Source organism: Helicobacter ailurogastricus (assembly GCF_001282945.1).
In the GTDB taxonomy this organism is placed as follows: Bacteria; Campylobacterota; Campylobacteria; order Campylobacterales; family Helicobacteraceae; genus Helicobacter; species Helicobacter ailurogastricus.
This window is the reverse complement of the sequence record NZ_CDMG01000002.1, coordinates 92,659-105,941: the sequence shown is the minus strand read 5'-3', so window position 1 is coordinate 105,941 and position 13,283 is coordinate 92,659. Positions and strand designations below refer to the sequence as shown.

The 13,283-nt window shown below is 47.5% G+C and carries 8 protein-coding genes and 4 tRNA genes; 6 read left to right on the top strand and 6 right to left on the bottom strand.

Annotated features, from left to right (window positions below):
- Window positions 1–43: 43 nt before the first annotated feature.
- From HAL07_RS00545 to HAL07_RS00525, 5 genes are all read right to left on the bottom strand, one after another.
- On the bottom strand, window positions 44–949 hold the full coding sequence (locus HAL07_RS00545; protein ID WP_053944752.1) for a tetraacyldisaccharide 4'-kinase: 906 nt from the start codon (window positions 947–949) through the stop codon (window positions 44–46).
- Window positions 946–1,698, bottom strand: a complete 753-nt coding sequence (locus tag HAL07_RS00540; protein ID WP_053945022.1) for an NAD+ synthase — start codon at window positions 1,696–1,698, stop codon at window positions 946–948. Before HAL07_RS00540 ends, HAL07_RS00545 begins: the two co-directional genes overlap by 4 nt.
- Before the next feature lie 31 nt (window positions 1,699–1,729).
- Entirely contained in the window at window positions 1,730–3,103 is a 1,374-nt protein-coding gene (locus tag HAL07_RS00535) for a multiheme c-type cytochrome (protein WP_053944751.1), read from the bottom strand.
- Window positions 3,104–3,141: 38 nt separating this feature from the next.
- Entirely contained in the window at window positions 3,142–3,744 is a 603-nt protein-coding gene (locus HAL07_RS00530) for a cytochrome c3 family protein (RefSeq protein ID WP_053944750.1), read from the bottom strand.
- 89 nt (window positions 3,745–3,833) lie between these two features.
- The gene (locus HAL07_RS00525) at window positions 3,834–4,448 is read right to left on the bottom strand and encodes an XRE family transcriptional regulator (protein ID WP_053944749.1); all 615 of its coding nucleotides are present in this window, start codon (window positions 4,446–4,448) and stop codon (window positions 3,834–3,836) included.
- A gap of 182 nt (window positions 4,449–4,630) precedes the next feature.
- On the opposite strand from HAL07_RS00525, the gene HAL07_RS00520 reads away from it, so the two are divergent.
- The 6 genes from HAL07_RS00520 to putP all read left to right on the top strand — a co-directional run bounded on the left by HAL07_RS00520 (window position 4,631) and on the right by putP (window position 10,234).
- A tRNA-Pro gene (locus tag HAL07_RS00520) sits at window positions 4,631–4,708 on the top strand.
- A 16-nt stretch (window positions 4,709–4,724) separates the two neighbouring features.
- Window positions 4,725–4,801 (top strand) — tRNA-His (locus HAL07_RS00515).
- A 29-nt stretch (window positions 4,802–4,830) separates the two neighbouring features.
- Window positions 4,831–4,907: transfer RNA gene (locus tag HAL07_RS00510), tRNA-Arg, on the top strand.
- 1 nt (window position 4,908) lies between these two features.
- Window positions 4,909–4,985 (top strand) — tRNA-Arg (locus HAL07_RS00505).
- Window positions 4,986–5,102: 117 nt separating this feature from the next.
- On the top strand, window positions 5,103–8,648 hold the full coding sequence (locus HAL07_RS00500; protein WP_053944748.1) for a proline dehydrogenase family protein: 3,546 nt from the start codon (window positions 5,103–5,105) through the stop codon (window positions 8,646–8,648).
- A gap of 107 nt (window positions 8,649–8,755) precedes the next feature.
- Window positions 8,756–10,234, top strand: a complete 1,479-nt coding sequence (gene putP, locus HAL07_RS00495) for a sodium/proline symporter PutP (RefSeq protein WP_053944747.1) — start codon at window positions 8,756–8,758, stop codon at window positions 10,232–10,234.
- Here the strand turns inward: putP and HAL07_RS00490 are convergent.
- Window positions 10,231–13,197 (bottom strand): AAA family ATPase, encoded by a 2,967-nt coding sequence (locus tag HAL07_RS00490; protein ID WP_238374452.1) that lies wholly within the window; start codon window positions 13,195–13,197, stop codon window positions 10,231–10,233. The genes putP and HAL07_RS00490 overlap by 4 nt on opposite strands.
- Between the last annotated feature and the right edge of the window lie 86 nt (window positions 13,198–13,283).

Genomic DNA, 13,283 nt, shown 5'->3' with positions numbered 1-13,283 from the left:
CTCCTTTATCTTAAGAAATGGAGGGCATTTTAGCAGATTTAAACTAATGAGCTAGGTAGTCTAAAATGCGCCTGAGCACAGCGGGCTTGATCTCAAGCCGTAATTCTAAAAGGCTTAAGGGCAAGGGGCAGGATTTGAGCTTGACCAAATCTTTAGAGGTGACCAGTAAAGAGGTGGCATTGTGTTGTTGATAGGCTTGCTCTAGGCGTTTTAAATCAAAAGTAGCATGGTCTTTAAAGTAGAGTTTGCCCACAACGGGGGGCAAGAAGGGTTCTAAACGCATGGGATTGGCAATGGCGGTTACTAAGAGCATGCGCTCTGTTGCCTCTAGCACCTCTACTTGTCTTGTATAATCTAACCCCTCTTGCACCACTAAGTCGGCTAGGGCGTAACATTTGGGATTTTCTCGATACACCCCACTGGGCAAACAAAAGTCAAAATAAGGTTTAAGCGCGGGCTTTAATAAAATATTGAGCTTTTTAAAGTTAAAGCGAAACCCATCGTCTAAAAGCACCACCCCAGCCCCCATCCTTCTAGCCTCCAACACCCCCATTTTGCGCTTTTTACTCACAAGTACACTGCAAGCGGGTAATTTTTCTGCCAACAAAAACGCCTCATCGCCCGCCACTTCTTGGCTTGTTAAAACTTCTCCCCACGCGCTCACCACCACAAGCCCCCTAGAAGCCCGCTTATACCCCCGACTGACAATCGCCACTTGATAGCGTGGAGATAGCACTTGCGCTAACGCCAAAATAAAAGGGGTTTTGCCACTACCCCCCGCTACCAAATTACCCACACTGATGATGGGGATTTTTAAATCCTCAAAGGGGGCAATGTGGCGCTTGAACGTGGCGATTTTGGCGTAACAAAAAGAAATGGGGCTTAAAGCGTAGGCGAGGGCTTTTTGGCAGAGGGTGGGGGCGTAAAAATAACGCTCAAGCCAAGTCATACAACACAGATTGTGGGCATCTCTAGTTTAAAGGCGTTTTTAGCCACGCGCTCTTGCACGCTTGTAACTAGGGCGGGTGCAAAGCCTAGGGCTATAAGGGTGTTTGTGTCTAAATGCGGGTTTTGCTCTATAGCAAAAAGCAGGGGATCAATTTCAGCATAGCTAAAACCTAGCTCGGCCTCATCGCTTTGCCCAGCGTAAAAGTCGGCACTCGGGGGCTTGTCTAAAATATTTGAGGGAATTTGTAAAAGTCTAGCTAGGGCATAAATTTGGGTTTTGTATAAATTGCCTATGGGGTTGATGGCACAGGCTAAATCTCCAAAAATTGTGCCATAGCCCAGCAAGCGCTCGCTCTTATTGCTCGTACCCACCACTAGAGCCCTATGCTCTAGGGCGTGATCGTAAAGGGCCGCCATGCGTAAGCGCGCGCAAAAATTGCCCTGCCTAGTTAAGCTCGCCTCTTTGTGGGTGTCTTTAAAAAGTGCGTGGTGGGGGGCTATGGGCCGCACACTATAAGAGATGTGAAAACTTTTGCAAAGCTCTAAAGCGTCTTTGAGCGCGCTTTTGGGGGTGCTAAGTGAGGGCATGAGCAAAGCGTGGGCGTTGTCTTTAAACGCCTTGTGGCACAAAAATGCCACCACTGCGCTATCCACCCCCCCACTCAGGCCATAGACCACCCGCTCAAAGCCCCTCTGGGTGGTTTGGGTTTGTAAAAAGCTAACTAACGCGTCTATGATTTTAGAAGGCAGGTCTAGCCCCCTAGTGGGGGCGCTTTGCGGCTTAGTCTTCAATTTGGTTTGTTTTGAGCCGTTTAGCGTAGATTTTGCGCAGTTTTCTAATGTCTTGTTGGACCTCAAAGACCCCATGCCAGTGTGAGTAGTCAGGTGCAGCCATGATACCGCCTTGACGCATGCGCCGTCCCTCGTGGTGCCACATATGGTACATGGTGTTTTGGAAATCATCGCTCCACATATCTTTACCCAAAAGGTGTTTTTTAGCGAGCTCATCGCGCATTTTGATCGCCTCTTGGTAGTATTCGTTGTAGAGCATGATGTTTTTATCCGCCATGATGAAGAAATTATCGATGTGTTGCTTGTTGTGGCAATCCACACAACCCGCCTCCATTTCCGCACGGGCGGCCTCTGGACCTTTGGGGTTGCCCGCTAGGGGGTTGCCGATGGTGATCTTGTTCTCGTATTTATAATCATCGCTGGCGGTTTCATACCCTCCCGTGCGTAGTTTACTGATGGGCATGAACAAATTCCATTTCAAGCGGCGGCTCACATTGTGTGTAACCGCACTTTTGGCGTTTCCGCTCATATGGCAGGTGGCACAAGTGGGGGCTCTAAAGTCAGGGACTTTCCAAGTGCCGGGGGCCGCATTAAAGTTCCACTTTGCCCCTTCAGCGTTGAAGATGTGCCCGTGCATGGAGTTGTTGTAAATCTCGATGTCGGGATGATCGGGTCCTAAGTGGCAGCTCGCGCACGCGGCGGGTTTTCTTGCCTCTTCTAGGCTGAATTTATGCGCGCTGTGGCAGCTGGCACAATTGCCCACTGAGCCATCAGGAAAGGCGGTGCCAATGCCATAGGTGGGCCAAGTTTCTGGGGTGGGGCGGTGGTTTTTATTCAACTGGATGATGGAGCCGTGGCATTGTTGACAACCCGTAGCCGCGGGGGCGTGTTTTAAATCGGGGTGGTTTCTGCCCTCCACCATCAACATCAAATCGCGCATGTTTGCCTTTGCCCAAATTTGCACAGCACCTCTCACATGCCCGCTGTGGCGAAACTCGGTCACTTCCTTTTCGTGGCACTTGGCACAGGTGTTGGTGGACACCAGCACTGAGATGGGTACTTTAGAGCCCTCATGCCCATCCATGGTGAGCATGGGGCTGTCTTTTGTCACGGCGTGGCAATCGATACAGCTCACCCCTGCGTGGGCGTGCTGACTCATTTTCCAATCTGCCACGATCCCCGGGTTTTTCTTAGCGTGGCACTCAATACAGCCCTTTGCCTCGGCTTGCATACCCCTAAAAGTCTTTAAGGGCAGTTGTGTGTCCATCGCGTTGTCGATGCTTGTACCCCCTTTGGGCGGGTGTGCGCCAAGCCACCCTAGACAGAACACAAAGGCCAACAATCCAGCCAAACTAGCACGCATGCTTTTCTCCTTCAAGTAAAATCAACATCTTCGCTCCTTCATTTTTGGATCGTGCCGATCAAGGCACGCACGGTTGGTTTGTAGTCTTCTTTTAAAAATTTCTTAAGATGGATACCCAGATTCTTATGCCCCACCTCGTCCAAGTGGCACTCTACACAATGTTTTTTAGTGAGCCCAGCAAAATAATCTCTGTGGGGCAAAAAGGCTTTCATGTTTGATTGTGTGGCTTCTTTTAGGTTGGTGTGGCAGCGCAAACAGCCGGAGTCAAAGACATAATCCTTAGCCTCGCGGCGATTCATCTCCCAGTCGAATTTGCGCGGGTTTTTCATCGTGTTGCCATAGACATCCTCAAGCCCGAGCAAGGTTTTTTCTACGAAGTAATGCACGATGTTGTCGTGGGGCAGGTGGCAATCCACGCATTCGGCCTTCATCCCCACATGGTTATGGCCTCCATGCTTGTCTAAGTGGTAAGAATCCACTTCAGGGGTCATGATATGGCACATGCCACAGAACTTGTCATCCCCCGTCCACTCCACCGCCTGCACGGTAAATACGGTCAAAACCACGCCCAGCACACACCCTGCGCAAAAAAGCCAGAACAAAACAAAACGCTTTCCTTGCAATGCACGCAAAAAACCCATCGCAACCTGCTTAAATTAATCTGCTTTCAAATCTGCTCTTTTGTAGGATGACACAAAAAAGTTAACAAATCCCACCTCCTAAGATAATGTTAAATATTAAAGGTGTGTAACACACCTACAACCCTCCCTAAAATTGTCAGCTCATCGATGTTCTCCACCACAATGGGCTTATAAACAGGGTTGTCGCTGATCAAATAAACTTCGGGGCGTTTGCTTAGACGGCGGACATAATATTCTCCGCCCAAATTCATCACATAAATGGCCCCCTCATAGCGTGTCCCATCGCTTTGGAAAAGCAACAGGTCGTTCTCTTTAATGCGTGGCTCCATAGAGTTGCCCACCGCCTGCACGAAGCCTAAATGCTCGGTAGAAGAGAGCCCAAAACGGCGGATTAAAAACGACTTGCTTTGGGGTAAGAAGGTCATGGTTTCGGCATCTTGGGGATCCTTATTCACACTCACTTTAATGTCCTTGAGATAAGGCACCATGATGATGTCCTCCACCTCGTGGTGGGTAGAAGTGAAAAAATGTAAATCGGTGTTTAGGGCGTTGGCTAGTTTCTCTAGGGTGTCTAAAGTGATGTTGCTTTTTTGCTCGCTTTCGTAACGCTTGATGCTTTGCAGACTCACGCCACATTTTAAAGCAAGCTCTTCTTGGGTTAAATTGTTCGCATTCCTTAGCTGTTTTAGCTTTTCTTTTAGCATCTAAGCCCCTTTTTTTGGATTTTAAATCCCATAAATGCACTTTTGCGGGGGGATTATATACCACAATCTAGGTAAGATATGGCTAAAACAGCCATTTAGGGCTTTTATGGGCACTAGAGTCTTTTTGGCGCACCTTGACAATTAGCCTAGTTTTGGCTAGAATGCCCGTTTTTATGAAGTAGCGGGGCGTAGCGCAGCCTGGTTAGCGCACTTGGTTTGGGACCAAGGGGTCGAAGGTTCGAATCCTTTCGCCCCGACCAGCGAAAGTTTTTTATGGTGGGTGTAGCTCAGTTGGTTAGAGCACCAGATTGTGGTCCTGGGGGTCGTGGGTTCAAGCCCCATCACCCACCCCATTTCCCCATTACTTTTTTACACTATTTAAGCGCTTGTAGCTCAATTGGATAGAGCACCAGACTTCGGATCTGGGGGTTAGGGGTTCGACTCCCTTCAAGCGTACCACGCGCTTGTAGCTCAGCTGGATAGAGCAACGGCCTTCTAAGCCGTAGGCCACAGGTTCAAGTCCTGTCAAGCGTACCATTGTTTCAAAAATTAACCCTTACTTTGATTTCTACACCTTTTCACCTCCAATTTAAGCCTATTAACCTAATTAACCTATAATTTCAGCTTCATCCAAATTTTATGAAAGGGGCTTATATGCCAACCCAACCCGATAAGGAAGTGATCCACTCCAGCCTAACTCTTGCGCGCACTTTGCAAAGCCGCATCAGCGACCATTTGAGCCTAGAAGAACGCTCTTTCCATGACAAAATGCAAAAACTCTTGGCTAACCCTGAAAATAAGGTGATGCTCATTGAGCTGCTGGATCGCTCTTTTCGGTGTCAGGACAACAGCGCCCGCTTTAACTTGATCGAACACACGCTTAAAAAATACGGCATTGCGGATTTTTTTAGCGGATTTGAAAAATTTTTGCTTTTTAGCTTTTTGAGCGTGGGTAGGCTAGCCCCTTCTATGAGCGTGCCTTTTTTTGTGCGTAAAATCCGCCAAGACACGCAAAATTTGGTTTTGGATGAGAGCAGCGATAGTTTGCGGGATAAAATCGAGGAGCGGCAACAAGCACAAATTACACTAAACATTAATCTGATCGGGGAGGAGGTGCTAGGCGAGTCGGAAGCGTCTTATCGCATGCATAAGTACGAGGAGGCGATCAAGTCTGACTACATTGAATACATCTCGATCAAGATCACCACGATTTTTTCGCAAATCAACATCTTAGACTTCGAGCAATCTAAAGAGGAAGTCGTTAAGAGGCTAGACAAGCTTTATGGCCTTGCCCTAGAGCAACAAGAAAAGCAGGGCATGGGAAAATTCATCAACCTAGACATGGAGGAGTATAAGGACTTAGAGCTCACCGTGGCGGCGTTTAAAGAGTCTATCTCTAAATTCCCCTTGCGCGCAGGAATCGTGTTGCAAGCTTATATCCCCGAGTCCTTTGAATATTTAAAAGACTTGGTCGCTTTTTCTAAAGAGAGAGTTTTAAGCAATTTACCCCCCATTAAAATCCGCTTTGTCAAGGGCGCAAACATGGAGAGCGAGGAGACCATCGCGTCCATGCGCGGCTGGGCGTTGCCGACTTTCACCCGCAAACAAGACACCGACTCGAATTACAACAAAATGCTAGATTATGTACTCAGCGATGAGAACTATAAATACATCCACATCGGGATCGCTTCGCACAATCTCTTTGAAATCGCCTACGCTTACACCCGCATACACACCCTAAACGACCCCATCGCCCTAGAGCATTTTACTTTTGAAATGCTAGAGGGTATGAGCTTGCAAGCCAGCTTTGAGCTCAAAGAAATGCATAAACTTATTTTATACGCCCCTGTGTGCGATGAAAAACACTTCAACAACGCCATCGCCTACTTGGTGCGCCGTTTGGACGAAAACACCGCAACGGACAATTTTATGAAAGCGTTTTTCAATTTAAAGGTCGATTCGCCCGCGTGGAAAGACCAAGAAACGCGCTTTTTAAAGAGTCTAGAGGGGATAGAAAGTTTAGACAACAGCCCTAGGCGCACACAAGATCGCAACACACACCAGCAGGCGCACAGCACTTACCCCAACAACCCCTTTAAAAATGAGAGCGACACGGATTTTGTTTTAAAGGCCAACCGCACATGGGCTAATAAAATCGTGGATAAGACAAAAAACGCTGCCGTTGTGGAGCTCTTCCCCGTGATTGGACGCGATTACGACAAAGGGGGTTGCAAAATTTTGCAGGTCTTTGACAAAATCGCCCACCAAAAAATCGCCACGATCGCCCAAGCCAACGAAACCATCATGCAACAAGCCCTAGAAGCGGCAAGGGCGAGCACCTTTGGCCACCAAAGCTTTAGCCACATCCACGCCATTTTGAGCCAAGCGGCGCAAAACTTTAGGGACAGGCGGGGGGATTTGATCGGCCTTAGCGCGCTGGAAGTGGGTAAAACCTTTGTGGAGAGCGATGCTGAGGTGAGCGAGGCGATTGACTTTTTGGAATTTTACCCCCACAGCTTGCAAAAACTCTTGGAGCAACACCCAGAGGTGCGCTTTAAACCTAAGGGTGTGGGTGTGGTGATCGCCCCTTGGAATTTTCCCATTGGCATTTCAGTGGGCACCATCGCTGCCCCGCTGGCGGCGGGCAACACCGTGATTTACAAGCCCTCCAGTCTTAGCGCGGTGGTGGGTTATCGCTTGTGCGAGTGCTTTTGGGATGCGGGCGTGCCAAGAGATGCTTTGATTTACTTGCCTTGTAGAGGCGAGGATGTGAGTAAATATCTCTTAAAAAGCCCTGACATTAAATTTGCAGTTTTAACGGGCTCGGAGGACACAGCGCAGCGCATGCTAGAGGCCAGCCCCACTTTGGCTCTGAGCGCGGAAACGGGGGGTAAAAACGCCACAATCGTTACTAAGATGGCAGACAGAGATCAGGCGATCCGCAATGTGATTCACTCTGCTTTTAGCAATTCGGGGCAAAAGTGCTCGGCAACTTCGCTCTTGATCTTAGAAGAGGAGGTCTATAACGATCCCGACTTCAAGCGTACTTTAGTGGATGCGACTAAATCCATGGGCGTGGGCGATCCTTTAAATTTATGGAATAAAATCGGAGCTTTAGCCGACATGCCAAACCCCAAGGTGCAAAAGGCTTTAAACAACATTGAAGCCCACGAGGAGTGGGCGATTAAACCCGAGTTTTGCAACGACAATTCTTACTTAATGCAACCCTGCATTAAGTACGGCACTAAAAAGGGCGACTATACCCACATGACCGAGCTTTTCGTGCCCTATTTGTCCGTGATGAAAGCCAAGGATTTAAAAGAGGCCATAGAGATCGCTAACGCTACGGGCTATGGCTTAACGGGGGCTTTAGAGTCTTTAGATGAGAGGGAGTGGGATTATTACATAGAAAATATTGAAGTGGGCAATCTCTACATCAATAAGCCCTCAACGGGGGCGATTGTGTTGCGCCAGCCCTTTGGTGGGATCAAAAAATCGGCGGTGGGTCTAGGGCGCAAAGTGGGTGTTTATAACTACGCCACCCAATTTGTGCATATCGAGGAAATCCCCGCAGAAAACACCCATAACGGCAACACGCCCTTTATCCAAGCTTTAGAGTCCTTTAACCAACACCACAACGACACTTTAAAAGAAATCGTACAAATGGCGCGCAATTACGCCCACTACCATGCCACAGAGTTTAGCCAAAAACACCAATTCGTGCAGATTAGGGGCGAGGAAAATTGGTTTGCCTACACCAAAGTTGCTAGCATTGGGTTTCGCTTGCGCCCTGAAGATAGTTTAATAGACATTTTTAGTGTGCTGATGGCAGCGGCCGTGTGCCAAATCCCGCTCACCATTAGCCTAACAAGCCAAACAGACAACCCCCACGCCCCACTTTTACTAGAGTGCATCGATTACCTTAAACACCATTTTGCGCCAAGCGTTGTCTATGAGAATTTGGAAGAATTTAGCGCAAAACTTGGCGGCTTTGGGCGGGTGCGCTACTTTAGCCAAGAATTAGACGCGCTTTATCAAGCCAGTAGCGTGCTAGGGATCGTTGTGGCAAATGCGAAGGCCCTGTGCTGTGGGCGCTTTGAGCTCTTAAACTACCACCTAGAAAAATCCATCAGCATCTCCTACCACCGCTACGGCAATTTGGGTGCAAGGGGGCTTAAAGCAAAAGCGCACGCAGAGTGATGGCTGAAGTTTTTTAAGGCTTTGGGGGGTTTGGTCTCTTGTGATTTTGACTTTTTTTACTTTTATGGTAGTTTAAATGCAGAGGCCAAAAAAGGTTAAGGAGATCCATGCAAATTAGTTACCAAGCTGTGGTTGTTTTTGTTCTTTACTCGTTATTGATGCTCGCCATTGGGTTTTATTTTTATAGGAATAATGAAACCACAGAGGATTATTTTTTGGGGGATCGCTCTATGGGTCCTGTGGTGAGCGCTTTAAGCGCGGGGGCAAGTGACATGAGCGGGTGGCTTTTAATGGGTTTGCCCGGGGCATTGTATGTGGGCGGTTTAATCAACACCCACATCGCCATCGGGCTCACCATCGGAGCCACGATCAACTGGATTTTAGTGGCTAAACGCTTGCGAGTCTACACCAGCGTGATCGATAATTCGATCACCATCCCCGATTACTTTGAAACCCGCTTTAGCGATGATAAACATATTTTGCGCCTGATCTCAGCCATTGTGATTTTGATTTTTTTTACATTTTACGTTTCTTCAGGGTTGGTGAGCGGGGCGAAACTTTTTGAAGCCACCTTTGGGGTGAAATACAACCACGCGCTCATCACAGGGACTTTAATCATCGTTACTTACACCTTTTTGGGCGGCTACAAGGCGGTGTGTTGGACGGATTTGATCCAAGGGCTGTTGATGATGGGGGCTTTGGTGGCGGTGCCTTGCATGATGCTTTACCATTTGGGCGGGCTGCAAGAAAGTTTTAGCATCATCGCCCACGTTAAACCCGGTAACCTGACTTTTCTTGAGGGCAGCTCTTTAGTGGCGATCGTCTCTAGTTTGGCGTGGGGGCTTGGCTACTTTGGGCAACCGCACATTTTAGTGCGCTTCATGTCGATTCGCTCCATTAAGGAAATCCCACAAGCTACGGCCGTGGGCATTTCGTGGATGGGGATCAGCTTGATCGGATCTTGCTTAATCGGGCTGCTTGGCGTGGCCTATGTCGCAAAATTTCACCTTAGCCTAGCCGACCCTGAAAAAATCTTTATCCACATGAGCGAGACTCTCTTCAACCCGTGGATCAGCGGGGTTCTTTTAAGCGCCATTTTGGCTGCTGTGATGAGCACCGCTAGCTCGCAACTTCTCGTCAGCTCTTCTACCATTGCTGAGGACTTTTACTCTAAGATTTTCAATAAAGAGGCCCCGGTGAAGACCGTGATGATGGTGAGTCGGGCTTCTGTGTTGGCGGTGGCTTGCATTGCGTTTCTTATCTCCACCGATCGCAACGCCAGCGTGCTTAAAATCGTGTCCTATGCGTGGGCGGGCTTTGGGGCGAGCTTTGGTACGGTGATTTTGTTTTCTCTCTTTTGGGCGCGCATGACAAGGCTTGGGGCGATCGCAGGGATGATCTTTGGTGCCAGCACGGTGATTTTATACGACAAATTTGGCAAAAGCTTTTTAGACATTTACGAGATTGTGCCCGGCTTTTTAGCCAGCTCTGTAGCGATCGTCGTCTTTAGCTTACTAAGCTCGGTGCGCCCGGGGACAAAGGATGCCTTTGACTTGGTGATGCAAGAAGTCAAAAAAGGGGGTTAAAGCTCTAGCTTACGCACCCGGCCGCTTCTTAGCGTGCTTTGGGTAATGACGCATTTAAACCCCGCAAAGTCCTCCAAATCAAAACGTAGGGGCATTAAAATCTCGTGCAATTTTTGATCTAACCCACTCATGCCAATGCCTTCGTTTAGGGCGTTTTGCACTAAGGCGCGTTTGGCGTTTTGGCTAAATTCTAGCGCGCTCCCATTGGCGATAAATTCCTCCTCAAAGGGCTTTAAACGGCGATCTAAAAGCTCGGTGAGCATGTCTATATCCACCGGCTCAAAGACCACCCGCACCGCAAAACGGCGTAAAAACTCCCGCTTCATGCCGCATTCTATCAAGTCTTCACTGGTGAAGTGGGGGACTTTGGGGACTTTGCCAAACAGCACATTGTTAGGCTCTTTAGGTTCGTTGTTGTGCCACAGCTTTTCAAAATGTCCTAGGATAATAAAAAGCATGTTTTCCGTCTTTAAGGTGATCTTCTCTCCCATAGCCCGATTCCCATAGTCAAAGGACACAAAGCCCTTTTCAATGACTTTTAAAAGTTCGTTTTGCACTCCCTGCCGCCATTCTTTGTCATGCCAGCTACCCTGCCCTAGTTTGTCGATCTCGTCTAAAACCAACACCCCCTGTTCGGCTTTTTCTTTGTCATTGCCCGCATTGCTATAAAGCGTGGCAAACATTTGGTTGGTTTCATTGCCTATGTAGCCGGTGGGGGTGAAGGCGGCGGCGTTGGCGATGCAATAGGGGATGTCTAAATACTTTGTTGCCATTTCAATCAAATAGGTCTTGCCACTCCCTGATGGTCCTATACAAATGGCATTGGCTTTTTCTAAAGTAGATTGGTTGTTGATGCGCTTGTAGTGGTCGCTAAAAACTAAGCTCATGCCCTTTTTGGCATTCTCTTGCCCGATGACAAATTGATCCAAATACGCCTTAATGGCTTTAGGGGAGTATTTGCTTGGGATGGAGGTTTGTTTTAGGCTTGTTTGGGGGTTTGTTTTTTCGTGGATGAAGTGCCATTGCATTTGAAGGATTTTTTGGAAGAACTTGATTCTGTTATCAAAAAAGAGGGCTTCGGTGTCCTCGTCTAGGCTGTTGTCACACCACTTCGCAAAGTCTTTTTCTAAGGCTTGTTTGGCTTGCTTGATCTGGGCTTGTAGAGCCTTTTCTTTGGCTTCTTTGGCTTCTTCTGGGCTTAAAATTTTTGGCGTGCTGGGAATCAAGTTTTTCGTTAAAAACTGCTCTTGCATGTCAAGGATTATTTTAAGAAATTCCTCTCTATCGTCAAAAAATAAAACCTCTGTGTCCTCGTCTAGGCCGTCATTGCACCATTTGATAAACTCTTCTCTTAAATTTTCGGGGATGGGGGGGAGTTTATAGTGCAAGGCATAATCGGGGATTAAGTGGCGTAAATTGGCTAATTTCTCTTGTTTCTCTTGGGGGCTTAGGGTATTAAAACTATAAAGCAGGCGTACCATTTCTCTATCGTGTGGTTTTTTGTCTAAAAAGACATTTGGTTTAAAGTTGGGGTTTGGGGCAATAATAAGCTGATCTTGCTCTTTAAACACGCTAAGAGGCAGATGCAAATGAGAGATGAGAAGCCACAGCATGGGGTTTTGCAAATCTTTTACTTTTTCGCCAAATGCCTTTGTGAAATCCCTAGCTTGCTCGGGGCTTAGACGGCTCAACAACTCTTCCTCCACGCCCCTAGTTTCTATAGACCCACTAAAGATTTCTAAGAGGCGCTGCAAGGCCCACATTTTTAAAGCATGCTCTATGTAGTAGTGTTCCTGTCCTCGACAAATAAAGCAGCATTTTCCTAAGAAACTACCCGGTTTAGGGCGGTCTAGTTTAAAATCTGCAAAGCATTTTGGAGTCAGCACCCCATAGAATTTTTTTAGGCAGATTTTGGCGAGTTGTTTGCGTGCCTTGCGTTTTAAAACGGGTTCTCTTTCAGGACGCACCAGCCGATCGACCACACCGGCTAAACCCCCTTGCCCCGATTTCAGCGCTCTAGTTAAAGCATTGCACATGATTTGGCGGCTAAAGGGGGGTAAATCCTCGGGGGTTTGGTGCATGGTACTGAATGCGTAAATATTGCCATCGCGGTATTGTTCTAGAGCTAAAGCCACTTCTTTAGGCAAAAATGGAAGGTCTTTAATGAGCATATGGGCTTCTCTTGGGAGATCATCTGTTTCTAATAAAATCTCCTCCAATGTCGCGGCAAACTCAGTCTCCCATATTTTGACAATCTCTAAATATAAACGCCTGCTAAAACGCTCCATAGGGATATCTACGCTTTGCAAATTGTCGTGGGCTTCGCTGAGATGATAGACATGGTTTGGGTCTTGGAGCACGTAGGGTTTAAACACCTGCACCAAAAAGCTGATGACTTCTGTCTTATCTTTAAAACTAATGGGGTTTTGGGCTCTCTGCCTCTCAGTGCAAATGCCCGCAAAGAAGTAATGGACTTCTTTACCCCTATAAATTTGGTCGTCCGTGATGTCCCCCCACGCAATGTGTGCGCCTTGGGCTTGGTGGATTTCATTCAGGCACACCCAGCCAAAATTTTTAAGGGCATGCTCGGCGATCCAAGACAAACAGCCCGCCTTGTGTATGATTAAATATGCCTTGAGATCGTAAAAACCCATAGGTGCTTTAGACAGATTCATGAACACCCCTTTATATGCGTGGATTTCCTGACCACTAACGTCGCTCTTTGGGATTGTAGCTTTATTTTCTATGAGTTTTGTTTCAGAGGTCGTTTTAGACTCTGTTGGAGGCGTTGCTTGAGGGGGTTGGGCGGCGTTTTTGGGAGCTTTGAGTTTGGCTATCATGTCGGCTATGCCCTTGATGATGCCCTTACAAAATTCGAAAGCAACAAGTACCACAACAATGCATAAAACAAGTGCAATTTCTACACAAATCCAAATCAAGATGCCGTAAAATATATGGCTCATTTAATCCCCTTGTCCAAATCCATCCTTTTAAATCGGTGTTTTAAGCCAAGACATTATTTAAATAATTCAGCTCCCCTTAAGCTCAA

Coding starts and splice junctions, on each gene's coding strand:
- HAL07_RS00535 (WP_053944751.1), bottom strand. CDS start 3,103: ATGCGTGCTAGTTTGGCTGGATTGTTGGCCTTTGTGTTCTGTCTAGGG.
- HAL07_RS00530 (WP_053944750.1), bottom strand. CDS start 3,744: ATGGGTTTTTTGCGTGCATTGCAAGGAAAGCGTTTTGTTTTGTTCTGG.
- putP (WP_053944747.1), top strand. CDS start 8,756: ATGCAAATTAGTTACCAAGCTGTGGTTGTTTTTGTTCTTTACTCGTTA.
- HAL07_RS00545 (WP_053944752.1), bottom strand. CDS start 949: ATGACTTGGCTTGAGCGTTATTTTTACGCCCCCACCCTCTGCCAAAAA.
- HAL07_RS00490 (WP_238374452.1), bottom strand. CDS start 13,197: ATGAGCCATATATTTTACGGCATCTTGATTTGGATTTGTGTAGAAATT.
- HAL07_RS00525 (WP_053944749.1), bottom strand. CDS start 4,448: ATGCTAAAAGAAAAGCTAAAACAGCTAAGGAATGCGAACAATTTAACC.
- HAL07_RS00500 (WP_053944748.1), top strand. CDS start 5,103: ATGCCAACCCAACCCGATAAGGAAGTGATCCACTCCAGCCTAACTCTT.